This is a genomic window from Rhodobacteraceae bacterium S2214 (assembly GCA_025141675.1).
In the GTDB taxonomy this organism is placed as follows: domain Bacteria; phylum Pseudomonadota; class Alphaproteobacteria; order Rhodobacterales; family Rhodobacteraceae; genus Yoonia.
On the sequence record CP081161.1, the window covers coordinates 982,169 to 1,008,397 of the forward strand.

Consider the following 26,229-nt stretch of genomic DNA (forward strand, 5'->3'; position numbering starts at 1 on the left):
TCGCGCGCGGTTTAACCGCCGACGCGCAAAACGATCTTTCCGATATGCGCAGAGCTTTCCATGCGGGCGTGTGCCGCCGCCGCATCATCCAGCGCAAATTCCTGATCCATCACAGGCGCGACTTTGCCAGCGGCAAGTAGTGGCCAAACTTTTTCACGAAGGTCCGCTGCAATCCGCGCCTTTGCCAAATCTGATTGTGGTCGCAAGGTCGATCCAGTCATCGTAAGCCGCCGCGTCATGAGCTGAACCATATTCAGTTCAGCCTTCATGCCCTGCAAAAATGCGATTTGCACCAGACGGCCATCATCCGCGAGCGCTTTCAAGTTTCGCTCCATGTAAGACCCGCCAACCATGTCGAGTATCACATCCGCCCCGCCTGCGGCGCGCATCACTTCCACAAAATCCGCGTCACGGTAATTGATGGCCTGCTCGGCCCCTAGATCCACGCAAGCCGCGCATTTGTCGTCGGATCCGGCAGTCGTGAAAACCCGCGCGCCGAATGCTTTCGCCAGTTGGATTGCTGTTGTCCCGATACCCGAGGATCCACCATGGACCAAGAAACGTTCACCTGCTTGCAGGCCCCCGCGCTGGAACACGTTGGACCAAACGGTAAAGAACGTTTCGGGCAGGCACGCGGCCTGTTTCAACGTCATACTATCCGGCACAGGCAGGCAGTGGGCGGCAGGTGTGACAACGTATTCAGCATAACCGCCACCTGGCAACAGGGCGCAGACCTGATCGCCCACGGCCCAATCGGTCACACCTGCGCCAAGCGCAACGACCTCGCCGGCACATTCCAAACCGGGCAGGGGGCTTGCGCCCGCTGGGGGATTATACAGCCCCGCGCGTTGCAGCGCGTCGGGCCTGTTCACGCCCGCATAAGCGACCTTGATCAGCACTTCGCCGTGGGCAGGCGTAGGTGTTTCAGCCATGTCAGGTGTCAAAACCTCTGGCCCGCCATGCTGTGCTATTTTTACGACGCGGCTTTGCTTGGGAAGGGTCATCAGAGGTCTTTCTTAGGAAGATTTGTGCGTGCGCCACATGCCCGGCAGGTCATCGCGGGTTGTGGTTTGCGGTGCTTTGATCCCAGCGGTCAGCCGTTCCATCAAGGTGGTCAGCGGACGCAACGCCGGATTGTCGCGGGTTGCGGATTTCACCCGTTCGAACTGCATCACGTTGTCGATACGGCGGTCGATGAATGCGTCGGTGGCGTCATGCCCGTCCGTTTCATCCCCAAGCCAGAACAGAACGACAGACCCGTAGACTGCCGACAGGGTCGCGCGTTTTGTGTACCAGTTCACGTCTTCAGACGTGTCGCCAAGGGCGGTCCAGATCGCATCGGCGGTACCCCAAATCAGTTTGGCACCTTCTGGCGCCATATGCGGCAGGGCAAACAGCGTCGATCCACGGCGCACCACTTCTTTGTCGTCAATTACTGACAGGCGCAGGCGCACGGCCTCTGCGACCTTGTCGCGAAACCGCATGCCTGCAAGATCAGCCTCTGCCAAGGCTTCGGCCATCGCCGCGTCACCCATCTGATGATAGGCAATCGCCAGATCTGTGGCACCACGCGGGCAGGCGGCGCGGGCTGCGTCCAAACCGATTCCCGCGTCGCTTGCGGCTGCTTTGAACGTCTCAACACCCCAGCCATCAAAGGGGACATGGGGCACAGCGGCGGCGACAAGATGCTGGGTCACTTGGTCAACAGATACGGTCATCACGGGTCTCCTTATGGACCTTTGACAAGTTAGGGCGTCGTTGCTATATGCCCACTTCCTGCAACTTATTGCAAATCCAACTTAGAGAGGTGGTGAAAACCACATGCAGGTTAGTGTTCGTGATAACAACGTCGATCAGGCGCTCCGTGCTCTGAAGAAAAAACTTCAGCGTGAAGGTGTGTTTCGTGAGATGAAGCTCAAGCAACATTTCGAAAAGCCATCCGTGCGTAAAGCACGCGAAAAGGCCGAAGCAATCCGCCGTCAGCGTAAGCTGGCTCGGAAAAAGCTCCAGCGCGAAGGTATGCTCTAAGCACCCCTTTTCGATGTACGATCAAAGAACCCCCGTGGCTTGCGCTGCGGGGGTTTTTCTTTGCAAAACAGCTGTTAAGCTGCGGCATGTTTCCAGATTTCCAGACCTTTGATATCACAACGAACAGCACGACCATCCACGGTGTTATCGGTGGCAGCGGTCCGCCGTTGTTGTTGCTGCATGGTTATCCGCAAACCCATGTGATGTGGCACAAGGTGGCGCCTGATCTGGCGCAACGCTACACGCTGGTGATCCCTGATCTGCGCGGCTACGGCGCATCCGGCAAACCACCAACGGACGCGGACCACAGCCCCTATTCGAAACGTGAAATGGCCCGCGATATGGCGGGCGTTATGTCGCACTTCGGACATACGCGATTCGCCGTCCTTGCCCATGATCGGGGCGCGCGCGTGGCCCACAGGCTTGCTGTCGATCACGCAGACCGGGTTTCGGCGATGATCCTGCTCGACATCGCGCCCACGCGCGAAATGTACGCCAACACAACGGCGGCCTTTGCAACGGTCTATTGGCACTGGTTCTGGCTGATCCAAGACGCGCCATTCCCCGAAACGCAAATCGCGGCTGACCCATTATTCTACCTGAATAAAAAGCTGCGATCATGGGGGAATAAGCCGAAACCGTTCAGCGATGCGGCCTTCGCGGCCTATGCGGAGGCGATCAAAGATCCGGCCACGATCCATGCCATGTGCGAAGACTACCGTGCCGCTGCGACAATCGACATCACACACGACAATGAAGGTGGCGTGATCACCTGCCCGTTGCATGTCTTGTGGGGGGCTGACGGAGCGATCGAGGCGCATTTCGATTGCCTCGATCTTTGGAAACAACGGGCGACAACGGTGACCGGGCATAATTTGCCGGGTGGACATTATCTGGCGGAAGAACTGCCAGACATGGTCGCGCAAGAGGCGCTTCAGTTCTTCGCAGCCCAGCCGCGTTGGTAACGCTTTTCTTTTGGTCTCAAATATCTCGGGGGTGTGGGGGCTGGCCCCCACGCGTGGCGACGCTGAAAGCGGCGCAAAACCTCAGGGTTTAAACGGTGCCATCCCCGCACGCGCCAATTCATCAGCGCGTTCGTTTTCTGGATGTCCCGCGTGTCCTTTGACCCATTCCCATGTCACCTGATGGCGCGCTTGCGCCGCATCCAATCGCTTCCAGAGTTCCACGTTTTTCACCGGCTTCTTTGCGGCATTTACCCAGCCACGTTTCTTCCAGCCATGAATCCAAGACGTGATCCCGTCTTTGACGTAGGAACTGTCGGTCACAACGGTCACGACGCTGGACCGCTCCAAGGCTTCAAGTGCCGAAATCGCGGCCATCAGCTCCATCTGGTTGTTGGTGGTCTTGGCCTGTCCGCCGTTTAACTCGCGTTCTTTCAGGACATTTTCGCCATCCTTCGCAATCAGAATAGCGCCCCAGCCGCCGGGGCCGGGATTGCCTGAACAGGCCCCGTCAGTATAGGCAAAAAGATCAGGCATTTCAGTCCTTTCGAGCGCGAATAGTCACCCATGGTGAGACATCACCGGCTAAACCGGGCCCCATGCCTTCGTCAACGGCAAGAATGGAAAAACTGGCGTTCGTCAGTAATTCCGACAGCTCCGGAATGGTCACAAATGTGTACATGCGCCCCAAACGATCGCGTGTCGCGTCCGTTCCGGTCTTCATCGCAACGCTGAACACGCCTTGATCGCGCAACGCGATGGCAATTGCGTTCAAATGACGGGGAAGGTCGTCCCTGCTGGCGTGCAGCAAGGAAAAATTCGCCCAGACGCCATCGTAGTCCGCGATCATGTCCAGTTCGTCAAATGTCAGTTTGCGCGCACCCAGATCGTGAAGGTTATTGGCGATCTTGATCATCCCGTCCGATGCATCGACTGGATCACAATCAAATCCGGCGTTGCGCATATGGGCAGAGGCGGTGGCAGGTCCGCACCCCAGATCAAGCACCCGCCCACCATTTGGCAGCAGGTCCATAAATGCGGTCAGTTGCGCATCGGGACGCGACTTTGCGAATTTTGCGGCGTAATCGCCAGCGGCGGTGTCGTAGAAAGCAATGGTTTCGTCATCGATCATCACAGCACTCCGGTCAGAAGGCAAAGTACGACAATAGCGGTCAGGAAAATGCGCAATTTCATCCACCACGCTGGTGCCAGCCCTTGCCGCCAGAACTGCCAGTCGAGCAACAGTAGGCCGACAAATCCTGCGATCAGGTTCATGCTGGCAGCAACTGCGCCGCCACCGGTCATAAAGAACGCCCATAAAGCAGGGAGCACTGACAAAATATAGCCGCCCGTGGCCCTTGCGCCGTCGGCCTTCGTAGCAAAGCCCCACAACACGCCCGACATGAACGACAGGATCACAGCGCCGTAGTAAAGCTGCACGTAAGGCCCAACAAAACGGCTCCCAATTATACCCGAGGCCTGCAAGCCAAGTGTTGGCACCAGTGTGGTCAACGCACCCCAAACAAAAGGTACAAGCCCTGCCAACCCCAACAGAAGAGCGGATCGCGGGATGTTTTGCGGTGATGTCATGTGACCCTCATGTCTTGGTGCGCCTTCGATCAAGCACACGACTGTCGCTTCTTTGACGTTTCCCAAATCCCCGCCGGAGGCTCCCGTCGCTTAGAAAAAGCCCCGACTGCCCATTTAAGCGGGTTCGCGCAAAACACGCGGCACTTTGAATTCAACGTTTTCGACTGCAGTTTCAACCATCTCGACTGTCACATCAAAGCGGTCTTTGAAGGCGTCGATGACTTCGTTGATCAGTACTTCTGGGGCGGATGCACCGGCGGTGATCCCCATGGATGTGATGCCTTCAAGTGCCCGCCAGTCAATGTCGGTGGCTCGCTGCACAAGTTGCGCGTATGCGCAGCCAGCGCGTGCGCCGACCTCTACCAAGCGTTTCGAGTTGGACGAATTGGGCGCCCCCACGACGAGCATCGCATCGCATCTTGGCGCCATTGCTTTGACCGCTTCTTGGCGGTTTGTGGTGGCGTAACAGATGTCTTCTTTATGCGGGCCGATAATCGCGGGGAACCGGTCGTGCAGGGCAGCGACGATGTCTTTGGTGTCGTCCACCGACAGGGTGGTTTGTGTCACAAAGGCCAGTTTGTCAGGGTTGCGTGGTGTGACAGTCGCCACGTCAGCGACGGTTTCGACCAGCAGCACTTCGCCGTCTGGCAGCTGCCCCATGGTGCCGACGGTTTCAGGATGACCTTCGTGGCCGATCATGATCATTTGCAGGCCGTTGTCGGCATGACGTTGCGCTTCGATGTGTACCTTGGACACAAGGGGGCAGGTGGCATCGACGTAGACCATTTCGCGTTTTGCAGCGGCCGCGGGGACCGCTTTTGGCACACCATGCGCGGAAAAGATCACAGGTCGGTCGTCGGGGCATTCATGCAGTTCTTCAACGAATACGGCGCCTTTGTCGCGCAACCCGTCGACCACAAATTTATTGTGGACGATTTCGTGGCGGACGTAGACAGGTGCCCCCCATTTTTCCAACGCCATTTCGACAATCTTGATGGCCCGATCCACGCCCGCGCAAAAGCCGCGCGGCGCTGCAAGGTATAGCGTTAGAGGGGGCTTGGTCATGACTGTCTCCGGCTTGGCTTGTGGTAGAGGTAAGCCTTCGTAGCGGCGGCGTCCAGAGGGCCAGGTTTGATCCAAAGGGGCGCCTGCGGCGCAAGCCATGTTTGGCGGTCAGTCGATGTGGCCAACATGGGCGTTGCGCAGCCGAACGAACAGGTGCGCAACGCGTTTGTCATGAACAGAAGCAGGCCGCCTTATGCGTCCGTGGTTTCTGCCGCTGTTTCTTCAACGCGCGGTTCGCGTGTCGGGCGACCGATCACGTCGCGCAATTCATCCAGTTCGATGAAGTTGTCGCACTGACGGCGGAGCTCGTCTGCGATCATTGGTGGTTGGCTGCGGATTGTGGACACCACAGAAACCCGTACGCCTTTGCGCTGCAGTGCTTCAACAAGTGGCCGGAAATCACCGTCGCCCGAGAACAGCACAACGTGATCGACATGTGGCGCAAGTTCCATAGCATCGACAGTCAATTCGATGTCCATGTTACCTTTGACTTTACGCCGTCCCATAGAGTCAGTGTATTCTTTGGCCGGTTTGGTCACCATGGTGAAACCGTTGTAATGCAGCCAATCCACGAGTGGACGGATTGGCGAATACTCATCGTTTTCCAGAAGTGCTGTGTAGTAGAAGGCCCGTAGCATTTTGCCGCGGCGCATAAACTCTGCGCGAAGCAATTTGTAATCGATGTCAAAACCAAGCGATTTCGCTGCTGCATAAAGGTTCGAGCCATCAATGAAGAGCGCGAGACGCTCGTCACGATAAAACATGGAAAAATTCCTTTCAAAATACAAAGCTTGCACAAACCGTGAGTGTGAGTGGTAGATGCCGTGCAAGCTTCAATACAAATAAGGATATTCCGTTGACCTCGCAAGTCCAGCCAAAGCCACGTAAGCATCACGACGTTGTGGTTGCTTTAGGGGCTAACCAGCGGTCAAACCTCGGAAAACCTGAGGAAACTATCAATTTGGCCTGCGGAATCCTATCCGAACGGGTAGGTTTTTCTATACGTAAAAGCCACCTGTATCAAACGCCCGCTTTTCCGGCAGGCGCGGGGCCGGATTTTGTGAATGCGGCGGCGGTTTTCAAGACGCATTTGTCACCTGATGCGATTTTGCAGATTTGTCACGAGATTGAAGTAATGGCAGATCGTACCCGCGAAATCCGGTGGGGTCAGCGGACCTTAGACATTGATTTAATTGCATTTGATGATGTCGTGCTGCCTGATCATACCACCCACGAAAAGTGGCGAATGCTGCCGTTGGAAGACCAGGTTAGCCTGTCGCCCGATCAATTGATTGTGCCGCACCCCCGCCTGCAAGATCGCAGTTTCGTGCTGGTCCCGATGGCGGATGTGGCCCCCGACTGGGTTCATCCAATTTTGGGCCAGACGACACGGCAGATGCTCGATGCGCGACCCGCCGCCGAAAAAGACACGGTTTGTCCGCTGGATGCGGCGTGAATCTGCTTGTCAATTTCTATTTCTGCGCCTAAAGACGGGGCTTCCTAGGAATCCACCCGCTGAATTGGAGTGCGCTCATGGCTCGCGTCACCGTAGAAGATTGTGTCGATAAAGTCCCTAACCGGTTTGAACTGGTCATGTTGGCCGCACATCGTGCCCGCGAAATCGCTTCCGGTTCTCCGATCACTGTTGGCCGCGACAACGACAAGAACCCTGTTGTGTCACTGCGTGAAATCGCGGACGAAACACAGACCGCTGACGATCTGCGCGAGCGCATGATCGAAGCAAACCAGACGCAGATCGAAGTCGACGAGCCAGAAGAGGACAGCATGTCCTTGCTGATGGGCGCAGAAGCTGACAAGCCTGCAGAGGACGACATGTCCGAAGAGAAACTGCTGCGTGCCCTGATGGAAGCGCAAGGTCAACGCTAAGGCGCGACCACACGAATAAAGGCGCAGGACGAGATGACGACTGCTGACGATCTGATCGCTCTGGTCCGCGCCTACAACCCTCGTACAAATGAAAAGATGTTGCGCGACGCATATGCGTTTGGCGACGAAATGCACGACGGTCAATTCCGCCATTCAGGCGAGAAATACTTTACCCATCCTGTTGCTGTGACGGTCATCCTTGCTGAACAGCAAATGGATGACGCGACCCTTGTCACCGCTTTGCTGCACGACACGATTGAAGACACGAAGGCGTCTTTTGCCGAAGTCGAAAAACGGTTTACCCGCGAAATCGCTGAATTGGTGGATGGCGTCACGAAGCTGACGAATTTGCAGTTGAATTCGCGCGAAACGAAACAGGCTGAAAATTTTCGCAAACTGTTCATGGCCACATCCCGCGATTTGCGGGTGACGTTGGTTAAACTGGCCGACCGTCTGCACAACATGCGCACGATCAAATCCATGCGCCCCGATAAGCAGGCCCAGAAGGCCCGCGAGACGATGGAAATCTTTGCCCCGCTCGCCGGACGCATGGGTATGCAGTGGATGCGTGAAGAGCTGGAGGATTTGGCGTTCCGCGTTCTCAATCCCGAAGGCCGCAATTCCATCATCCGCCGTTTCATCACGTTGCAGCGTGAAACTGGTGATGTGGTCCAAAAGATCACCGCCGACATGCGGGTCGAACTGGAGAAAGCTGGGATCAGCGCAGAGGTCGTCGGCCGCGCCAAGAAACCCTATTCGATCTGGCGCAAAATGCAGGAAAAAGACCTGAGCTTTTCGCGGCTGTCCGACATCTACGGGTTTCGCGTCCTGACGGCGACAGAGGCAGATTGTTACCGCGTTCTTGGGGTGATCCACCAGCGTTGGAAATCTGTGCCAGGTCGGTTCAAAGACTATATCAGTCAGCCCAAAACAAACGGCTATCGGTCGATCCATACAACTGTGTCAGGCCGTGATGGTAAACGCGTAGAGGTCCAGATCAGGACCCGTGAAATGCACGAAGTCGCCGAAACTGGGGTCGCCGCGCATTGGTCCTACAAGAACGGTGAACGTGTCGAAAACCGCTTTGCCGTTGATCCTGTCGAATGGATAAACAAGCTGACAGAACGGCTGGATCAGGAACAGGGTCACGAGGAATTTCTCGAGGCTGTGAAGCTTGAGATGTATCAAGACCAAGTGTTCTGCTTCACACCCAAGGGCGACGTGATCAAACTGCCGCGCGGCGCCACGCCTATCGATTTTGCCTATGCGATCCACACGCGGATCGGGTCTGCCATTGTGGGGGCTAAAGTCGACGGATTGCGGGTGCCGTTGTGGACGCGTTTGAAGAACGGTCAATCGGTCGAAGCGATCACCGCCGAAGGCCAGACCCCGCAAGCGACTTGGATTGATATTGCCGTGACAGGCCGCGCCAAGACGGCGATCCGCCGGTCGCTGAAGGAAGAAGATCGGGATCGGTTTATCAAACTAGGCAGCGAACTTGCGCGGGTTGCGTTTGAAAACGTTGGTAAGAAATCAACCGACAAGGCGCTTCAAACGGCAGCCAAAGCATTGGCGATTGAAAGTGTCGATGAATTGCTGTGCCAACTTGGCAGCGCAGAAATCACGGGCCGCTATGTCGTTGCTGCGATCTATCCGAAACTTGTCGAAAAAGAAGGCGAACAGATTGCGGCGAACCGTGCGGTGGTGGGCCTGTCCCCGAACCAGCAGCATCGCCGCGCGCGGTGTTGCCAGCCTGTACCGGGCGAACGGATCATGGGGATTACGTATCGCGGCGAAGGCGTGGTCGTGCACACTATTGATTGTGACGCGCTGGCCGATTTTGAAGACCAACCAGAACGTTGGATTGATTTGCAATGGCAGGATGGCGTGCACGGTGCAGTCAACGCTGTGACGCTTGATTTGACAATCACGAACGACGCGGGCGTTTTGGGCCGGATTTGTACCTTGATCGGGGAACAGACGGCCAATATCTCGGACTTGAAGTTCATCGAACGCAAGCCAGATTATTACAGGTTGATGATGGATGTCGACGTCAGTGACGTTGAACATTTCCATCGGGTGCAAACAGCCCTTGAAGCCGACAGCAATGTGTCATCCATTGGCAGGCATCGCGACCCCGGGTTGGCGAATGTCGAACGAAGCGGCACCTAAGAGGACGTAAACTTGGTTTTTAAGCGCAGGGATAGACGCCCGGTCTGGCAAGTGGTTGCCGACTTTATCTATCCGCGCGGTGGGTGGTCGCGTGCGGCCCAATACGTCAAACACCGGGTGCGCAGGCTTCCTGATACCCCTGAAAAGATTTCGCGCGGGGTGTGGGCCGGTGTTTTTACTGCATTCACCCCGTTCTACAGCATGCACTTTGTCGTGGCGTTCCTGTTGGCGCGTCTCATGCGTGGGAACGTGTTGGCCGCGCTTATGGGCACGTTTTTTGGCAACCCGCTGACCTATGTTCCGATCGCGGTCGCCTCGCTCGGGACCGGACACTGGTTGTTGGGAACCCGTCCGGTTGACGACGTTGATGCGTCGATCGGGGCAAAGTTTGGCGGCGCATTCCATGATCTTTGGCACAATTTTCTGGCCATTTTCACGCCAGCGCGTGCCGATTGGCATGGTCTGGCGATTTTCTATGACGAAGTGTTCTATCCCTACATGATCGGCGGGATCATCCCTGGCATTATCTGCGCGACGTTTTGTTACTACCTGTCTGTGCCGCTGATCAGCGCCTACCAGAAGCGCCGTCAGAAGGTGCTCCGCGCAAAATTGGCATCGTTACAAAAGAATACTGGGCAAAACGATGACGGCGGTCCAACGTCGGGCTAGATGCTGCGTTAATCGATTGCAAAGGACACTGCGATGACCTCTTCAAAACTACGGCTTGGCGTGAACATCGACCATGTGGCGACTGTGCGGAATGCGCGAGGCGGGGCGACCCCCGATCCGGTGCGTGCGGCGCTGCTGGCGCAAGAGGCGGGCGCTGATGGGATCACTGCCCACCTGCGCGAAGATCGGCGTCATATTCGTGATGCTGACATGGCCGCAATTTCCGAAGCGATTGATATCCCGTTAAATTTCGAAATGGGCGCCACGGAAGAGATGCAAAAGATCGCGCTCGCCACAAAGCCGCATGCTGTCTGTCTGGTGCCAGAACGCCGCGAAGAACGCACCACCGAAGGTGGGCTTGATGTGGCTGGTGATGATAACCGCCTTGCCGCGTACATTGCCCCATTTAAAGACGCAGGCACCCGCGTGTCGATGTTCATTGGGCCAGAGATCGCGCAGGTCGAAGCATCGGCGCGGATTGGCGCGGACATTATCGAACTGCACTGTGGTTTGTACTGCGATCTGCACGATGAAGGTCGGTTTGATGAACGCGATGCCGAACTTGCGCGCCTGACGGCCATGGCGACTCATGCACATGGTTTGGGTCTTGAAGTTCACGCAGGCCATGGTCTGTCGTTTGAAAATGTGACGCCCGTGGCGGTGTTGCCTGAGGTGGTCGAATTGAACATCGGACACTTCATCATCGGCGAAGCGATCTTTACGGGCCTTGGTCCAGCAATCAAAGAAATGCGCCGTATCATGGACGCGGCGCGGGGCCTTTCATGATCCAACATATTGTGATGCTTGGCCTGCCTGAAGGCTACGACGCGGATGAACTTGATGCCGTGATGCAAGGGCTCGCCGCGCTTGATCTGCCAGGGTTCACTGGTTTCACCCATGGTCCAAACCGCGATCTTGAACACAAGACGCCTGATTATCCCTACGGCTTTATCTGCACGTTCACCGACACCGACGCGTTGCGGATTTACGCGGCACATCCGGGTCACAAGGCGCTTGGCGGACGGTTGGTGGCACTCTGCGGTAGTGGTGATGCAATCATGGTGATCGACCTTGAAGTGCCGACCACCTAAGCGCATCCTTGGGCGATAGACCGGAGATGATTATGAAATCGATTTTATCCATTCCGCTGGTGGCGCTGTTTGCAGCCCCGCTGGCCGCACAAACCGTCAGTGATTGTGACTGGGAATCCAGCGCTCGTAATTTGATCGAACCATGGGAAGACCACACAAAGGTCTTTGCCGAAGGGGCTGTGCGCCTTGCCATGTTGGACACGGTCGAACCGGCTGTCGCGGCGATGCATCTGTTGGTTTTATCCCCGCCCTATGACGAAGTCGGCGACAGGCAGTGCAAGACGATTGGGTCCGGCGACCGGATCGGGTTCAGTGGGATCAGGTGGGACGCCTTAACGGCCGGATATGATCCGGCGGTTGGGTTGATCTTTGAAGTCCCCGTTAGCCGATACGATCCCGAAAGCGACGGGTTCCCGACCAGCCTATTGTCGTTCACGCTGAACCAATCCACAGGTGAAATCGACGCGGTCATTTTGGCGGATACCGAATGATCCTGGGCATCGGGACCGATCTGGCAAACATCGAACGGATTGCGGGAACGCTGGAACGGTTCGGGGATCGTTTCAAAAATCGCGTGTTTACGGATGTCGAACAAGCCAAAGCCGAACGCCGCCGCGACGTGGCTGGCACCTATGCAAAACGTTGGGCCGCGAAAGAGGCCTGTTCAAAAGCGCTGGGCACGGGGCTTTCCATGGGAATCGCGTGGAAAGATATGTCGGTCACCAACCTGCGCACCGGCCAACCGGTGATGCATGTCACAGGTTGGGCAAAGGACCGTTTGGACCAAATGACGCCCGCCGGACACGAAGCCACAATTCACGTCACATTGACCGATGATCACCCGTGGGCGCAGGCCTTTGTCGTGATTGAGGCCAATCCCCTATAAATCAGTGGCGTTTTCCAGCTTTGCCGTTGTGGCATCGCTTGACACAGCGCAGTGTCGCCCGCATGTAGCCTTGCAACTCATCAAAGGAATTTGCCCATGTCCGAAGAGCCCGGATTTTTCGCAAGCGTCAAAGAAACCGTTAAGACGGTTGTCTACGCCTTGCTGATTGCAGGCCTGTTTCGGACGATCTTTTTCCAGCCGTTCTGGATCCCATCGGGGTCCATGAAAGACACGCTGCTGATCGGGGATTTTCTGTTCGTGAATAAGATGGCGTATGGCTATTCCTACGCGTCATGCCCGTCGATCCGTATCCCGGCTGTTGGCATTGATATCGGTGCTGATGATTTCTGCGGTGTGTTCGAAGGATCAAACGAACGTTTCTTGGGCTCTGAACCAGAGCGCGGCGATGTTGTCGTGTTCCGCCATCCTGTGACGGGGCGTGATTTCATCAAACGTCTGATTGGGATGCCGGGTGACCGCATCCAAATGATCGACGGTGTTTTGCAGATCAACGACGAAGCTGTGGTCCTCGAAGATGGCGGCGTGTTCGAAGAAGTGATGGAATACCAAGGCCCGCAAGGTCTGCGCCCGCGTTGTGAAAACGGCGCTGTGGGGCAGGGCGCGATTTGTGAAAAGTCGCGTCAGTATGAAACACTGCCCGGTGGCACACGTCATTCGATCCTGAACATCGGCGATCAGTTCTCTGACAATACTGGCGTTTTTACTGTACCAGAAGATCATTTCTTCTTCATGGGCGATAACCGCGACAATTCCACTGACAGCCGTGTCGCACAAGAAGCCCGCGGCGTTGGTTTTGTCCCGCGCGAAGATATCGTCGGTCGTGCAGACCGCGTGATGTTCTCGTCCGCTGGTCGGTCCATGCTGGCGTTCTGGACATGGCGCAGCGACCGTTTCTTTAAGGCGATTGAATGAAGCTGTCGGCGGAACTTGCTGCTTTTGCAAAACGGATCGGCCATGATTTTGCCGATCCGTCCCTATTGATCCGCGCCGTCACGCATTCGTCGATGATGTCGGCGCATCGCGATGACAATCAGCGGCTCGAATTCTTGGGCGACCGTGTGCTGGGTCTGGTGATGTCCGACGCCTTGCTGAAGGCTGATACGGATGCGTCCGAAGGCCTGCTTGCGCCGCGTTACAACGCGCTTGTGCGCCGTGAAGCTTGCGCAGATGTTGCCCGCCAGATTGATATCGGTGCTGTCCTGAAACTCGGTCGGTCCGAGATGAAATCAGGTGGGCGGCGCAAAGAGGCGTTGCTGGCTGATGCCATGGAAGCTGTGATCGCTGCTGTGTTCTTGGACGCAGGGTTCGAGACCGCCCAAAAGATGGTCGTGACCCTGTGGGGCAAGCGCATCTATAATGTGGCTGACGACGCGCGCGACGCTAAAACGGCCCTGCAAGAATGGGCACAAGCCCGTGGCGAACCGCCGCCCGCCTATGTCGAAGTGGCCCGCTCTGGCCCAGACCATCAGCCTGTATTTACGATTGAGGCGCGCCTGTCCTCCGGTCCTGCTGAAAAAGCGACCGCCGGATCAAAACGCCAAGCCGAACAAGCCGCCGCAACCGCCCTTTTGAAGAAAGTCGACCCATGACAGACACAACACGCGCCGGATTTGTGGCCCTGATCGGCGAACCAAACGCCGGTAAATCAACGCTTTTGAACCGGATGGTTGGCGCGAAGGTGTCCATCGTGACCCACAAGGTGCAAACCACACGGGCGCGTATTCGCGGCATCGCGATTGGCGGTGAATCCGGCGAAGCGCAGCTGGTTTTCATCGACACACCGGGCTTGTTCAAACCGCGCCGCCGTCTTGACCGCGCGATGGTTGCAGCCGCGTGGACCGGGGCAGGGGACGCGGATATCGTCGTTCTGATGATCGAAGCGCACCGCGGGATTAGCGAAGGCGTGAAGGCCATCCTTGCGTCGCTGGAAGAACGCACAGGCGGAGGCAAAGTGGCCTTGGCGATCAACAAGATCGACAAGGTGAAGACCGAAGCGCTGCTTGCACTGACGTCCGAGATGAACGAACGCTACCCATTCGCGGAAACCTTCATGATCTCCGCTGAACGCGGGCATGGTGTGAAGGCACTGAAAACATGGCTTGCTGGTGAAGTGCCTGCCGGCCCGTGGTTGTATCCCGAAGATCAGATCGCCGACTTGCCGATGCGCAATATCGCAGCCGAAATTACGCGCGAAAAACTGACGCTGCGCCTGCATCAGGAATTACCGTACGAGCTGACGGTTGAAACTGAAAATTGGGAAGAACGCCCCGACGGGTCGTGCCGTATTGATCAGGTCGTTTACGTTGCTCGCGATGGGCACAAAGGTATCGTTCTGGGCAAAAAAGGCGAAACCGCGAAGGCAGTGAATACCGCCGCACGGCTGGAGCTCGAAGAATTCCTTGGGCGCCGCGTCCACCTGTTTGTGCAGATCAAAGTGCGCAAAAACTGGTTGGAAGAAAAAGAACGTTACTCAGAAATGGGTCTCGAATTCAAAGACGGTAACGCTTGAAACTGACGGCTGACATCTGGGTGTCGGCCTATTTGACGCGCCTGCGCCTGTCCGAAATCCCCGCATTTGTCGTGCAAAAAGGGGATGCGACAGCGGGGGCGGTACTGATCAAGTTGAATACGCTTGATGGAAAGGCCTGCTGTTATCAACGCAGTTTCGATCTGATGACGGGCGACCGGAAATGGGTCGTGCTGTCGGACGGGGCGGAACCGGATGTTGACGGGTCCATCGCAAAACAACGCGGCTTTGATCCTGATCTTTGGGTGATCGAGGTCGAAGATAAACAGGGTCGTCACCTGTTGGATGAACCTGGATTGGACTGAGTTGTCGGGGGCGGAAGAAACAGGTCGCCCGCCCTTTTCAACGCGTCTGTTTCCCCCCACATTAGCGCCATGATCAGTTGGACCGATGACGCAGCCCTTTTGGCCACTCGCCCGTTTGGGGAAACCTCGGTCATTATCGAAGTGTTTTCCGAAGAACACGGGCGTCATGCAGGCGTCGTGCGTGGCGGCACCAGCCGTAAGGTTGCACCGTTGTTGCAGCCTGGCGCGCAGCTATCGGTGACATGGAAAGCGCGGCTTGATCAGCACCTTGGGTCGTTCACGGTTGAACCCATCCGTAGTCGCGCCGCTGCCGCAATGGGCGACAGGTTATCACTGGCGGGCTTAAATGCGGTTTGTGGTTTGCTGACGATGGTGCTGCCCGAACGCGAAGCCCACGCGCCGTTGTATGACCGCACAATGGGACTGCTTGATTTGCTGGGGCAGACGGATATCTGGCCGCTCGCCTATTTGCGGTGGGAACAGGCGTTGCTCGAGGAAATGGGTTTCGGCATGGATCTGTCCGCTTGCGCTGTGCGCGGCGTGAACGAAGATTTGGCGTTCGTATCGCCCAAGTCGGGCAAAGCCGTCAGTCGGGATGCGGCAGGTGAATGGGCGGATCGTCTGCTGGCCCTTCCGCCTGTGCTTGCGGGCAAAGGCGACGCGACGCCGGGCGAAATTGTGAAAGCATTGGCTACAACGGGCTATTTCATTGAAAACCGCCTGATCAAAAGCCTTGGTGATCGCCCAATGCCCGCTGCACGCGCCAGATTGTTGGATGCGATCGGCCGTTATTCGACCTGAAACACCATTTCGCGGTCATCTGTGTTGGACAGGATCAGCACATTCTCAAATGATTCCGCCAACGTCATGTCTGCGAGCGCGGCGAAATATATCTGCTCTGCCGCGAGATCGGGGCAGGCCACGCGCGTGCTCGCGATGGGATCAAGGTTGAACCACGGATAGGGGAGGGTTTGCGTGCTATGAAAGCTGTTGCAAGGGCCGCGTCCTGTCACGCTGCCATTGTCGCCGAAGCTGATCGTCGCGCGCGCCGCAAAATCAGTGCCATCGATGTCTATCAGTCTATAGGTCGCGTCGCGCACGGCGTAGCCTGATATGGTTTCATCAGGGCCGCAAGCGGTGAGCAAAAGCACGATGGGTAGAAAGCGAAGCATGGTGTTGCGTCGCATTGCAGGCCTGCGAAGGCAAGCCTGCTACACGTATGTTTTACCCAAGTAGCCGCCGCGCGATGACTTGCGCTTGGATTTCTGCGGCCCCTTCAAAGATGTTCAGGATGCGCGCATCACACAAGATACGGCTGACTTTATATTCCAACGCAAAGCCATTACCGCCGTGGATTTGCAGCGCGTTGTCGGCACAGGCCCAGGCCACGCGTGCGCCTAGCAATTTCGCCATACCCGCTTCCAGATCGCAGCGGCGGTCAGCGTCTTTTTCCGCAGCAGAGAAGTAGGTCAACTGGCGTGCCACCATGATTTCAACGGCCATCATCGCCAGTTTGCCCGATACACGCGGGAAGTTGATCAGCGATTTGCCGAATTGTTTGCGGTCCTGCGCATACTGCATCCCGACATCAAGCGCGGATTGCGCCACACCGATGGCGCGGGCTGCCGTCTGGATGCGCGCAGATTCAAAGGTCTGCATCAATTGCTTGAAACCTTTGCCAGTCTCGCCGCCCAACAGATTTTCGCCTTTTACAGCAAACCCGTCAAAGGCCAGTTCGTATTCTTTCATGCCGCGATAACCGAGAACCTCGATCTCGCCACCGGTCATGCCGTCGGTTGGGAACGGGTCTTCATCCGTGCCTGGGGTCTTTTCGGCAAGGAACATCGATAGACCTTTGTAGTCGGTCGTGTCGGGATCGGTCCGTGCGAGCAATGTCATCACTTGGGTGCGGGCGGCGTGGGTGATCCACGTTTTGTTACCGGTCACTTCCCAATCGTCGCCCTTCTTCACCGCACGCGTACGCAGCGCGCCAAGGTCGGATCCAGTGTTGGGTTCGGTGAAGACGGCCGTTGGCAGGGTTTCGGCGCTGGCCAATTGCGGCAACCACTTTTGTTTCTGCTCTTCGGTACCGCCGCACAAGATCAGTTCTGCCGCGATTTCGGACCGCGTGCCGAGCGACCCAACACCGATGTAGCCGCGCGATAATTCTTCAGACACCACACACATCGATGATTTCGACAGGCCAAAACCGCCGTATTCTTCGGGGATCGTCAGGCCGAACACGCCCATTTCGGCAAGCTCGTCGATGACTTCCATCGGGATCAATTCGTCGTTCAGGTGCCAATCATGGGCAAATGGTTCGACCTTTTCGACCGCGTAGCGGCGGAATTGGTCGCGGATCATTTCCAGTTCTTCATCCAGACCGGACGCGCCCACGGTCACATTTGCGGATTGTTCCTGCATCAGTTCGACAAGACGGGTGCGGGCGGCCTGCGTGTTGGCGTTGTCAATCAATGCTGCGACTGCACTGTCCGCTGCGAAAGCGGCCTGATCCGCCGCTGACACGCCCATGTCGCGCAAACGGATCATTTCGCCTTGGTTCATCTGGATGCCACCAGCGATCTGCGCAAGGTATTCGCCAAACGCGATCTGGTGGATCAATTGTTCGGTTTCGCCAAACTTACCGTCAGCCGTCAAACGATCAGCCCACGCCTGCATTTGCTGCAAGGATTGGTCGTATGTGGCCAACCAAGCATAGCCATGCGCCGCAGTTTGGTTTTCTTCAATTAGCGCGCCGGAGATGCGCCCGCCGTCTGTGGTCAGCGCTGCGACGCTGGTTTTTGCGGCTTGCACGATGGTCGCCACGGCGGGCAACGACGCGGCGGTCTGGGCCAATAGATCAGGCATTCCTGCGGTTGCGATCAGTGTCATGTCTTGTCCGTCATGGGCCATGGGGCGACTCTCCTGCTTGTGCAGGTGCAGAGATAAAGTGTTTGCATTCGCAGCGCAACAATCATTCGCCTGATAATGCGCATTTGAACAAAAGTGTCGCAGCGACTTGCCTGATTGCGAGCCCGCCCTAAGAAAACAGGTCTACATAACCGCAGATATCGGCCAGTTCGGGTATTTGTTCTGCAGGCAGTACTTCGAATGTTGTCCGGTAAAGGGTTTCGCCGGCATAGGACGCTTCGATCTGCCAAAAGCCGGGCAAGAGTTCATAATCAAAGTCGAACTGATAAAACGTCAGGGAAGGGTCAGTGCCGCGAATAGTTGATGCGAACGTTTGCACTGTTTGGCCCGTCGCGCCCATAGGCGGGTGGGTGACCGTCATCTGCACGCCGTTGATGCCATCGATATCAAGCGCTTGCGACTTGATCCCGAACCCGATCCCAAGCACCGCAGGCACACGCCGCGTCGCTGCGACAAACGCAGGCTCTTCTTCAATAACATGGGTCGTGCCCGCGATCGTACCCGGGGCTTCGCGAACGCCAAGCGTATCTGGTGCGCAAATGACCCCGACTTCCATACTCGCAATCGCCGGCGCCTTTACATCGGGCTGCGGGGCTTGGGCAAAAGCCACAACGGGCATACAAATAAGCAAAGCGAGAACATGTTTCATAGCGTGTTCGTAACCCAATTCGGGTAAATGCGCCAAGCTTTGTTCACCTTAAACGTCAAGGTTGGCTGCGATCTGCCCCTTGATTTGGGCGAAATCGGCTAAAGATTGGGCCCATTGGTCAAGATGGCCGCCTGCGATCAAGGCCTGCGTGGCGGCCTCGCCAATCATGCGGGATGTGGCATCAGGGTCGCTCATTTGGGTTAGGACTTCGGTGATCATGTCCAAAAGGGCGCGGTTGGCTGGTACCCCATATGTCTTGCAAAGCAGTTTGAGCCGACGGCTTTGGACATCCAAGTCGGCCTGCGTGGCAGCATCCATCGCGGCGTCCTGCTGACCAAGCGGGACGATCCACCACGCCAGATAGGCCAGATCCCTGATCCGTGGCGCAGGCCCTGCTAGATCAAAATCGAAGACGCCGATCACCGCACCGTTCGTGTCGAACGTCATGTTGTAGGGGGCAAAATCGTTGTGGCAGATGACCTCGTGCTGCAATGGGTCAGGGTGGCTGTAAGCCCAAGGCACCGTCGCATCCGTCAAGGACAGGGTGGCGTTATGAATGCGGCGTAGCAGGCGGGCTGCTGATAAAAGTGCTGTGTCTTCGGTCCATAAGTTTGTTGGAAAATCGGTATCGCCCGACACAAAGCGCAGCATCTGGCGGTTGTTGTCGTCGATCCCCAAAAACTGCGGAATGCCGTTCACACCCGCCGCCGCGAGTTTTGTCAGCAGCGCCTGTGTCGCGGGCGTATTTGCCGTGACGGGTTTGCGGATCGTGTCGCCAACGCGCGTGACACCAGCGGCGACGTTGCCACCGGTCAGGGGAATTTCATCATCCATGGCGGGCAGGTTTTCTAATGGGTGGTGTACAAAGAAAAAGGGTCAGGCGCATCGCCCGACCCTAATTGATCGTCTTCTAGGTGCAAGCAGGGCTTACCCGATTGACGCAGCTTTCACGTCCGCGTCGATGAACGGCACGTACTTTTCAAAGTTGTCGCTGAACATGCCGACCAGCTTTGCGGCCTGCGCATCGTACGCGTCTTTGTCAGCCCATGTGGCGCGTGGATCGAGCAAAGTTGCGTCCACACCGTCGCATGTCATCGGGACTTCGAAGCCAAAGTTCTCGTCTTTGCGGAACTCGTTTTCGACTAGTGATCCGTCGAGCGCTGCGGACAGCAATGCGCGGGTCGCTTTGATCGGCATCCGTGATCCGGTACCATAAGCACCGCCGGTCCAGCCTGTGTTTACCAACCAGCATGTCGCACCATGTGTCGCGATCTTTTGCTGGAGCAACTTGCCGTAGGCCTCTGGGCGGCGTGGCATGAAAGGTGCGCCGAAACAGGTCGAGAATGTTGGCTCTGGTTCGGTCACGCCGCGTTCCGTGCCAGCAACCTTTGAGGTGAAGCCGGACAAGAAGTGGTACATCGCTTGCGCAGGTGTCAGGCGGCTGATGGGGGGCAGAACGCCGAACGCATCACATGTCAGCATGATGATATTCTTCGGATGGCCACCCAAGGCGCTTTCAGACGCGTTGCCGATGTAGTTCAACGGGTAAGCGCAGCGCATGTTGGCGGTCAGGCTATCGTCGTTGAAGTCCAATTCCTTGGTTTCTTCGTCGAACACCATGTTTTCGATAACCGTGTGTGGCATCGAACATGTGGCGTAGATTTCAGGTTCAGCTTCTGGGTCCAAGCCGATCGTCTTGGCGTAGCAACCGCCTTCGAAGTTGAACGTGCCGCGATCTGACCAACCGTGTTCGTCGTCGCCGATTAAAACGCGGGATGGGTCAGCGGACAGTGTTGTCTTGCCAGTACCGGACAGGCCAAAGAACACAGCCGTATCAACCGGATTGTTTGGCGCGTGGTTGGCAGAGCAGTGCATCGGCATGATGCCTTTTTCTGGCAACAGGTAGTTCAACAGTGTGAAGACGGACTTCTTGTTTTCGCCAGCGTATTCTGTGCCGCCGATCAGGATGACCTTCTTTTCGAAGTTCAGCGCAATGACCGTTTCAGACCGGCAGCCGTGCTTTGCTGGGTCTGCTTTGAACGACGGGCAGTTGATGATGGTGAAGTCCGGCGTGAATGTCTCGAGCTCGGACGCCTCAGGGCGACGCAGCAGGTGACGAATGAACAGCGAATGCCATGTCAGTTCCGTGATCACGCGCACATCAAGACGGTGCGCTGGGTCAGCGCCGCCGAACAAATCTTGCACGTCAACGCGGCCACCTTGCATGTGTGACAGCATATCGGCGTAGAGAATGTCGAATTTGTCCATATCCATCGGCGGGTTGTTTTCCCACCAGATCGTGTCTTCAACAGACGGTGTGCGAACAACGAATTTGTCCTTCGGGGACCGACCCGTGTGCTTGCCAGTGGTGACAAGGAATGTGCCGCCTTGGCCTTCAACACCTTCGCCTGCTGCAATTGCAGCGGCCTGTAATTCGGGTTCAGAGCGGTTATAATACACATAACCCAGCCCTTTGATGCCTTGATCTTCAAGCTTCATCTGCGGGTTGACCGTTCCTTGGTCCATGGGTTCGCTCCTTTTGGCGTTTGGGGTCTGTTTGACCTAAAACTGTCATATCAGTGGATTATGATCCGCCTAGCCCCCTTGCGCTAACGTTAGCGCTACCAATTTTATGTTAGCGCAAGCACGAAAAAGTTAGCGCTACCATCAATGGGCTGGCGTGCACGTTAAGGTGGCCGTAACGTTAATAGAGGCAAATAAGGCACGAATTTGGCACTGATTCGCTGAACGGCTTGATTCGCTACACCAAAAAGGTGAATGATTCCGCTCAGAAGTGGGCAGAAACCAACAAACAGAGCAATAAGGGGCAAATCCCAATGTCAAAAATCGCCTTGGTCGATGATGATCGCAACATCCTGACCTCCGTTTCCATGACGCTTGAAGCTGAAGGCTTCGAGGTGGAAACATATAATGACGGCCAATCCGCGCTGGAAGCGTTTAACAAACGTATGCCAGATATGGCTGTTCTCGATATTAAGATGCCGCGGATGGACGGGATGGACCTGCTCCAGCGTCTGCGCCAGAAAACATCAATGCCGGTTATTTTCCTGACCTCCAAAGATGATGAAATCGACGAAGTCCTTGGTCTGCGCATGGGCGCGGACGATTATGTCAAAAAGCCATTTTCGCAGCGTTTGTTGGTTGAGCGTATTCGCGCTTTGCTGCGTCGGCAGGATGCAATCTCAGGCGAAGAGATTGAAGAGACAGAAGACACCAAGGTTATGGTGCGGGGCGAATTGTCGATGGACCCACTGCGTCACGCTGTGACGTGGAAAGGTCAGGACGTATCTCTGACTGTCACAGAATTTCTGTTGCTGCAGGCATTGGCACAACGCCCCGGTTTCGTGAAATCACGTGATCAGTTGATGGACGTGGCCTACGACGATCAGGTGTATGTGGACGACCGGACAATCGACAGTCACATCAAACGCCTGCGCAAGAAGATGCGCAATACAGACGACACATTCTCGGCGATTGAGACGCTGTATGGTATCGGATACCGTTACAACGAAGAGTAAAGTTGTAAGTTATGACTGTGACCACCCAAGAGATTGATGTCAGAGACCTCGAGTCCGTGCGCAAAGCCGCGCGGGCCCCTGATCTTGTGATTGGTGATGATTGGGTGGCGCCACAAGCGCTCGGCGAAAACGAACAGGGCGAACGGCGTCGGCCGCGCGGCCTGCTGTCGTTGCTGCGCAGTTCGCCGATTGCCCGAAAGATCATTACGATCAATCTAATCGCTGTCATGCTTTTGATCGCGGGCGTTCTGTATCTCAGTTCGTCACGCGACAGTCTTGTATTCCAACGCGTAAACAGCCTCGTCAAAGAGGCAGAGCTGGTCGCGGATGTCCTAGAAGCGAATTTACCCGAAACCGAAGCGGTCGATCTTGCGACGTCCGCAGGTATCGACGTGATTGCTGGTCTGGCCAAAATCACGTTGCGTGACCGTATTCAGGTGATGATCTTTGATCCCAATGCGAAATTTATTGGTGCGGCAGAAGGCACCGGCAAAATTTCAGACGTTTCCGGACTAGATGAAATCGCTGGAAATACGCTGATTTTGGACATTTTATCCGGTGTATGGGATCGCATGTCCGGCGTTTTCGGCGGGTCTGAACCGCAAACCAGCAGCAATATTGAACTGGTCCAATTCACCAGCGCCCAAGTTGCAAGTGCGATGGAAACGGGAACCCAGTTTCATGCGTTCGGTGACGAGGGGAACACAACGTTCATCGTGACAACGCCGCTGAAACAGAACGGCCAAACCATCGGTGTCGCCGCACTGGCATCTGCAGCGGGTGAAATTGATCAGTTGGTCGCGCAGGAACGTGAACAGGTCCTGCGGTTGTTTATCGTGGGTATCGTCATTTCCATCGGTTTGAGCCTTGTTTTGGCGTCGACTATTGCGAATCCGCTCGCGGATCTGGCGGCAGCCGCTGAACTTGGACGCGATAAAAACGCGCGCAAAATGTCACCGACGAAAATTCGTATTCCTGATTTGACAGCCCGTCCCGATGAAATCGGCCGTTTGTCCGGTGCATTGCGTGGCATGGTGCAGGCCCTGTACGAACGTATTGAAGGCAATGAACAATTTGCCGCTGACGTCGCGCATGAAATCAAAAACCCGCTCGCATCGTTACGGTCTGCCGTCGGGACCATGCGGGTCGCGAAACGCGATGATCAGCGCGAAAAGCTGTTGGAAGTGATCGAACATGACGTGCGGCGTTTGGATCGCCTTGTCAGTGACATTTCGAACGCGTCGCGTCTTGATAGTGAATTGGTCAAGGAAGAAGAAGAAACCTTTGACCTGCTGAAAATGCTGAGTAATTTGAACGAATTCTTGGGCAAAGAAGCGGAAGACAAGGGGATCGATTATATCGACGATCTGCCTGATCAAGCCATCATGGTGCAGGGGCTGGAAGGCCGTCTCGCTCAGGTTTTTGTCAACTTGATCACCAACGCGATTTCGTTCTGTGAAGACGGTGATGCGATCCGTGTGTGGGCCAGACGCCGTGAAAATCGTATTCTGGTGGTTGTCGAAGATACCGGACCTGGCATCCCGAATGAAGCGATCCATAAAGTGTTCCAGCGGTTCTATTCGGAACGTCCTGAAGGTCAGTTCGGGAACAACTCTGGTCTTGGGCTCGCGATTTCCAAACAAATCGTCGAAGCGCACGGTGGCGTGATCTGGGCTGAAAATATCCGCCCGACAGAGGCTGATCTGACGTCGGAACCGCTTGGTGCGCGCTTTGTTGTAGGTCTGCCGGTTTAAGGTAAAGTTGGCGTATGACCCTTACGCTTCATGCCACTGCTGTAGCCGTTGATGAAAAGGCGCTTGTGATTACCGGCCCATCTGGGTCCGGAAAATCCAGCCTTGCTTTGCAACTCATGGCATATGGCGCGGCGCTTATTGCGGATGACCGCGTGACGTTAATCACCGACCAACAGAATTTGGTTGCCACATGTCCCGCAACTATCGCCGGATTGATTGAAGCCCGACAAATTGGTGTTCTCAACGCTGAACCGGCGCCCCCGTCACCTGTTGTTCTTGCCGTCGATCTAGGGCAAACCGAAACAGAGCGGGTCCCGGAACACCGAACCGTGACTTGGCTTAATCACAAAATCCCCTTGCTTTGGGGCGCAAAAAACCCACATTTTCCTGCATCACTGCTGCAAATGCTGAAAGCAGGCCGGAGCCTTCGATGACCACCACCGATGCACCTACCGCCCAATCACCTATTCCGGTCGTAATCGTCACCGGCCCGTCCGGTGCTGGCCGATCCACGGCTGTGCGGGCGTTAGAAGACCTCGGGTTTGAGGTGATTGATAACCTGCCGCTATCGCTGTTGCCCCGACTACTGGATGGCCCACAGGCCGGACGCCCGCTGGCGCTAGGCGTTGACGTGCGGAACCGTGATTTCGGGCCAAGGGTTCTGAAAGACATCATCGAAGACCTGCGCAGCCGAGATGACGTGAACGGACAGGTCTTGTACCTTGATGCGTCGCAGGATGTTTTGGTGCGCCGGTATTCGGAAACCCGCCGCAGGCACCCATTGTCACCCGACGGGACGCCGCTGAACGGGATCGAAGAAGAAATCGAAAAACTGAAAGGGATCCGTGATCTGGCGGATATCCTGATCGAAACAACGGATCTGTCCCCGCACGATCTGAAGGCGGACATCGAACGACAGTTTGCGGTGAATGGCGGGCCTTTCCTTGGTGTGACCTTGCATTCGTTCTCGTACAAACGGGGACTGCCACGCGGGTTGGATATCGTGATGGACTGCCGGTTCTTACGCAATCCGCACTGGGATCCAGCGTTACGTGCCAAAGACGGGCGCGACGCTGACGTGGACGCCTATGTGGCCGAAGACAAGAGATTTGATGACTTCTTTGCAAAGATGCAAGATTTGGTTGCTATGCTGCTGCCAGCCTACAAAGAAGAAGGTAAATCGCACCTTTCCATCGGCTTTGGGTGTACCGGCGGGCAACACCGTTCGGTCGCCGTTACGGAAAAGCTAGCCGCAGCACTTGAAATGGGTGGCTGGCCTGTATCTATACGTCACAGGGAATTGGAGCGGCGCGAAGGTGCGGCGCAAACTTTAACGTCAAGGCAGATTGCGTGATCGGAATTGTCATCGTAGCACATGGACGTCTGGCCGAAGAATATCGGTCTGCGATGGAACATGTCGTTGGCCATCAGGACGGTGTCCGCACGATTGCAATTGGCGCCGAAGATGACCGCAGCACGAAACAAACCGAAATTTGCGACGCGGCCGATGCTGTCGATTCCGGCAGCGGCGTTGTCGTTGTGGTGGACATGTTTGGCGGATCGCCGTCCAACCTTTCGATCAAAGCCTGCAATCCAGAGAATCGGCGCATCATGTATGGTGCAAATCTGCCGATGTTGATCAAATTGGCTAAGTCGCGCCATCGCCCAGTAGCCGATGCTGTTGACGCGTCCCTGACTGCCGCGCACAAGTATATCAATAGTATGAGCGTTGGGGCTTCCTAAATATGCCAACCCAGTCGATGGAAATTCTGAATATCAAAGGCTTACATGCGCGTGCATCTGCCAAGTTTGCCGAAGTGTGCGAAGCGCACGACGCCCAAGCGACCGTTAGAAAAGACGGCATGGACACCGGCGGCGATAGCATAATGGGCCTTTTAATGTTGGCAGCATCCATCGGAACCTTTATTGAGGTCGAGACCAGCGGATCGGACGCAGATGCCTTGATGGCAGCACTGCAGGATCTTGTTGCAGATAAGTTTGGCGAAGGCGATTAGTCTAGCCGAGGGTGATTGAAGGAACCCGCTTTGACCGAAACCACCCAAAAATTGGCGCAAGGCTCCGGCACGTCTCCTATCGTGAAGCCGCACTATGACCGGAGCGCGCTTAGCTATGCCGGGTCTTTTGATAGTCCT

Annotated in this window: 33 protein-coding genes; 21 read left to right on the top strand and 12 right to left on the bottom strand. The window is 56.1% G+C overall.

Features of this window, described 5'->3' with window-relative positions; genetic code table 11:
• Positions 1-11: 11 nt before the first annotated feature.
• Together K3729_04800 and K3729_04805 are read right to left on the bottom strand one after the other, a co-directional pair.
• Positions 12-1,004 carry an NAD(P)H-quinone oxidoreductase gene (locus K3729_04800; GenBank protein ID UWR00096.1) on the bottom strand — a complete coding sequence of 331 codons (993 nt, stop codon included), beginning with the start codon at positions 1,002-1,004 and terminating at the stop codon, positions 12-14.
• Positions 1,005-1,016: 12 nt separating this feature from the next.
• Entirely contained in the window at positions 1,017-1,718 is a 702-nt protein-coding gene (locus K3729_04805) for a COQ9 family protein (GenBank protein UWR00097.1), read from the bottom strand.
• 103 nt (positions 1,719-1,821) lie between these two features.
• Between K3729_04805 and rpsU the strand changes: the two genes are divergently transcribed.
• Both rpsU and K3729_04815 read left to right on the top strand, forming a co-directional pair.
• Positions 1,822-2,028 (top strand): 30S ribosomal protein S21, encoded by a 207-nt coding sequence (gene rpsU, locus K3729_04810; GenBank protein ID UWR00098.1) that lies wholly within the window; start codon positions 1,822-1,824, stop codon positions 2,026-2,028.
• An 86-nt stretch (positions 2,029-2,114) separates the two neighbouring features.
• The gene (locus tag K3729_04815; GenBank protein ID UWR00099.1) at positions 2,115-2,993 is read left to right on the top strand and encodes an alpha/beta hydrolase; all 879 of its coding nucleotides are present in this window, start codon (positions 2,115-2,117) and stop codon (positions 2,991-2,993) included.
• Between the two features lie 81 nt (positions 2,994-3,074).
• Here the strand turns inward: K3729_04815 and rnhA are convergent, their stop codons facing one another.
• The 5 genes from rnhA to K3729_04840 all read right to left on the bottom strand — a co-directional run bounded on the left by rnhA (position 3,075) and on the right by K3729_04840 (position 6,409).
• Positions 3,075-3,527 carry a ribonuclease HI gene (gene rnhA, locus K3729_04820; GenBank protein ID UWR00100.1) on the bottom strand — a complete coding sequence of 151 codons (453 nt, stop codon included), beginning with the start codon at positions 3,525-3,527 and terminating at the stop codon, positions 3,075-3,077.
• A 1-nt stretch (position 3,528) separates the two neighbouring features.
• Positions 3,529-4,122 carry a class I SAM-dependent methyltransferase gene (locus tag K3729_04825; protein UWR00101.1) on the bottom strand — a complete coding sequence of 198 codons (594 nt, stop codon included), beginning with the start codon at positions 4,120-4,122 and terminating at the stop codon, positions 3,529-3,531.
• Positions 4,122-4,580 carry a DUF3429 domain-containing protein gene (locus tag K3729_04830; GenBank protein ID UWR00102.1) on the bottom strand — a complete coding sequence of 153 codons (459 nt, stop codon included), beginning with the start codon at positions 4,578-4,580 and terminating at the stop codon, positions 4,122-4,124. The genes K3729_04825 and K3729_04830 overlap by 1 nt, the downstream gene beginning before the upstream one ends.
• 114 nt (positions 4,581-4,694) lie before the next feature.
• Positions 4,695-5,645, bottom strand: a complete 951-nt coding sequence (gene ispH / locus K3729_04835) for a 4-hydroxy-3-methylbut-2-enyl diphosphate reductase (protein UWR00103.1) — start codon at positions 5,643-5,645, stop codon at positions 4,695-4,697.
• Positions 5,646-5,836: 191 nt separating this feature from the next.
• Complete coding sequence (locus K3729_04840; GenBank protein ID UWR00104.1) at positions 5,837-6,409, bottom strand: NYN domain-containing protein; 573 nt, start codon at positions 6,407-6,409, stop codon at positions 5,837-5,839.
• A gap of 92 nt (positions 6,410-6,501) precedes the next feature.
• Here K3729_04840 and folK point away from each other — a divergent pair, with 92 nt between their 5' ends.
• From folK to recO, 13 genes are all read left to right on the top strand, one after another.
• A complete protein-coding gene (gene folK, locus K3729_04845) occupies positions 6,502-7,101 on the top strand; it encodes a 2-amino-4-hydroxy-6-hydroxymethyldihydropteridine diphosphokinase (protein ID UWR00105.1) in 600 nt (199 codons plus the stop codon).
• Positions 7,102-7,178: 77 nt separating this feature from the next.
• Positions 7,179-7,532 (top strand): DNA-directed RNA polymerase subunit omega, encoded by a 354-nt coding sequence (gene rpoZ, locus K3729_04850; GenBank protein ID UWR00106.1) that lies wholly within the window; start codon positions 7,179-7,181, stop codon positions 7,530-7,532.
• A 33-nt stretch (positions 7,533-7,565) separates the two neighbouring features.
• Positions 7,566-9,704, top strand: a complete 2,139-nt coding sequence (locus K3729_04855; protein UWR00107.1) for a bifunctional (p)ppGpp synthetase/guanosine-3',5'-bis(diphosphate) 3'-pyrophosphohydrolase — start codon at positions 7,566-7,568, stop codon at positions 9,702-9,704.
• A gap of 12 nt (positions 9,705-9,716) precedes the next feature.
• Positions 9,717-10,373 (top strand): DUF2062 domain-containing protein, encoded by a 657-nt coding sequence (locus K3729_04860; protein ID UWR00108.1) that lies wholly within the window; start codon positions 9,717-9,719, stop codon positions 10,371-10,373.
• Between the two features lie 33 nt (positions 10,374-10,406).
• Positions 10,407-11,159, top strand: a complete 753-nt coding sequence (locus K3729_04865; protein UWR00109.1) for a pyridoxine 5'-phosphate synthase — start codon at positions 10,407-10,409, stop codon at positions 11,157-11,159.
• On the top strand, positions 11,156-11,464 hold the full coding sequence (locus K3729_04870; protein ID UWR00110.1) for a Dabb family protein: 309 nt from the start codon (positions 11,156-11,158) through the stop codon (positions 11,462-11,464). Before K3729_04865 ends, K3729_04870 begins: the two co-directional genes overlap by 4 nt.
• Positions 11,465-11,496: 32 nt before the next feature.
• A complete protein-coding gene (locus tag K3729_04875) occupies positions 11,497-11,955 on the top strand; it encodes a hypothetical protein (GenBank protein ID UWR00111.1) in 459 nt (152 codons plus the stop codon).
• Positions 11,952-12,350: a holo-ACP synthase gene (acpS, locus tag K3729_04880; GenBank protein ID UWR00112.1), complete on the top strand. Its 399-nt coding sequence runs from the start codon at positions 11,952-11,954 to the stop codon at positions 12,348-12,350. The genes K3729_04875 and acpS overlap by 4 nt, the downstream gene beginning before the upstream one ends.
• 96 nt (positions 12,351-12,446) lie before the next feature.
• Complete coding sequence (gene lepB, locus K3729_04885; protein ID UWR00113.1) at positions 12,447-13,283, top strand: signal peptidase I; 837 nt, start codon at positions 12,447-12,449, stop codon at positions 13,281-13,283.
• The gene (rnc, locus tag K3729_04890; protein UWR00114.1) at positions 13,280-13,960 is read left to right on the top strand and encodes a ribonuclease III; all 681 of its coding nucleotides are present in this window, start codon (positions 13,280-13,282) and stop codon (positions 13,958-13,960) included. The genes lepB and rnc overlap by 4 nt, the downstream gene beginning before the upstream one ends.
• Entirely contained in the window at positions 13,957-14,880 is a 924-nt protein-coding gene (gene era / locus K3729_04895) for a GTPase Era (protein UWR00115.1), read from the top strand. Before rnc ends, era begins: the two co-directional genes overlap by 4 nt.
• Positions 14,877-15,203 (top strand): DUF1491 family protein, encoded by a 327-nt coding sequence (locus K3729_04900; GenBank protein UWR00116.1) that lies wholly within the window; start codon positions 14,877-14,879, stop codon positions 15,201-15,203. Before era ends, K3729_04900 begins: the two co-directional genes overlap by 4 nt.
• 69 nt (positions 15,204-15,272) lie before the next feature.
• Positions 15,273-16,004, top strand: coding sequence for a DNA repair protein RecO (gene recO / locus K3729_04905; protein ID UWR00117.1), 732 nt, complete (start codon positions 15,273-15,275; stop codon positions 16,002-16,004).
• Here recO and K3729_04910 read toward each other — a convergent pair.
• The 5 genes from K3729_04910 to K3729_04930 form a co-directional block, all read right to left on the bottom strand.
• Positions 15,992-16,375: an META domain-containing protein gene (locus tag K3729_04910; GenBank protein UWR00118.1), complete on the bottom strand. Its 384-nt coding sequence runs from the start codon at positions 16,373-16,375 to the stop codon at positions 15,992-15,994. The two genes, recO and K3729_04910, sit on opposite strands and share 13 nt — an antisense overlap.
• A 52-nt stretch (positions 16,376-16,427) precedes the next feature.
• Positions 16,428-18,116, bottom strand: coding sequence for an acyl-CoA dehydrogenase family protein (locus tag K3729_04915; GenBank protein UWR00119.1), 1,689 nt, complete (start codon positions 18,114-18,116; stop codon positions 16,428-16,430).
• Positions 18,117-18,243: 127 nt separating this feature from the next.
• Positions 18,244-18,783: a DUF3859 domain-containing protein gene (locus K3729_04920; protein ID UWR00120.1), complete on the bottom strand. Its 540-nt coding sequence runs from the start codon at positions 18,781-18,783 to the stop codon at positions 18,244-18,246.
• Between the two features lie 48 nt (positions 18,784-18,831).
• A complete protein-coding gene (locus K3729_04925) occupies positions 18,832-19,617 on the bottom strand; it encodes an aminoglycoside phosphotransferase family protein (protein UWR00121.1) in 786 nt (261 codons plus the stop codon).
• A 93-nt stretch (positions 19,618-19,710) separates the two neighbouring features.
• A complete protein-coding gene (locus K3729_04930; protein ID UWR00122.1) occupies positions 19,711-21,309 on the bottom strand; it encodes a phosphoenolpyruvate carboxykinase in 1,599 nt (532 codons plus the stop codon).
• Between the two features lie 311 nt (positions 21,310-21,620).
• On the opposite strand from K3729_04930, the gene K3729_04935 reads away from it, so the two are divergent.
• Genes K3729_04935 through K3729_04960 form a run of 6 tightly spaced genes read left to right on the top strand, consistent with a single transcriptional unit; the run spans position 21,621 to position 26,091 of the window.
• The gene (locus tag K3729_04935; protein UWR00123.1) at positions 21,621-22,322 is read left to right on the top strand and encodes a response regulator transcription factor; all 702 of its coding nucleotides are present in this window, start codon (positions 21,621-21,623) and stop codon (positions 22,320-22,322) included.
• A gap of 11 nt (positions 22,323-22,333) precedes the next feature.
• Complete coding sequence (locus tag K3729_04940; GenBank protein UWR00124.1) at positions 22,334-24,076, top strand: sensor histidine kinase; 1,743 nt, start codon at positions 22,334-22,336, stop codon at positions 24,074-24,076.
• A gap of 14 nt (positions 24,077-24,090) precedes the next feature.
• Positions 24,091-24,510 carry an HPr kinase/phosphatase C-terminal domain-containing protein gene (locus K3729_04945; GenBank protein UWR00125.1) on the top strand — a complete coding sequence of 140 codons (420 nt, stop codon included), beginning with the start codon at positions 24,091-24,093 and terminating at the stop codon, positions 24,508-24,510.
• Complete coding sequence (gene rapZ, locus K3729_04950) at positions 24,507-25,430, top strand: RNase adapter RapZ (GenBank protein ID UWR00126.1); 924 nt, start codon at positions 24,507-24,509, stop codon at positions 25,428-25,430. Before K3729_04945 ends, rapZ begins: the two co-directional genes overlap by 4 nt.
• The gene (locus K3729_04955) at positions 25,427-25,819 is read left to right on the top strand and encodes a PTS fructose transporter subunit IIA (protein ID UWR00127.1); all 393 of its coding nucleotides are present in this window, start codon (positions 25,427-25,429) and stop codon (positions 25,817-25,819) included. The genes rapZ and K3729_04955 overlap by 4 nt, the downstream gene beginning before the upstream one ends.
• A 2-nt stretch (positions 25,820-25,821) precedes the next feature.
• On the top strand, positions 25,822-26,091 hold the full coding sequence (locus K3729_04960) for an HPr family phosphocarrier protein (GenBank protein ID UWR00128.1): 270 nt from the start codon (positions 25,822-25,824) through the stop codon (positions 26,089-26,091).
• Positions 26,092-26,229 lie beyond the last annotated feature (138 nt).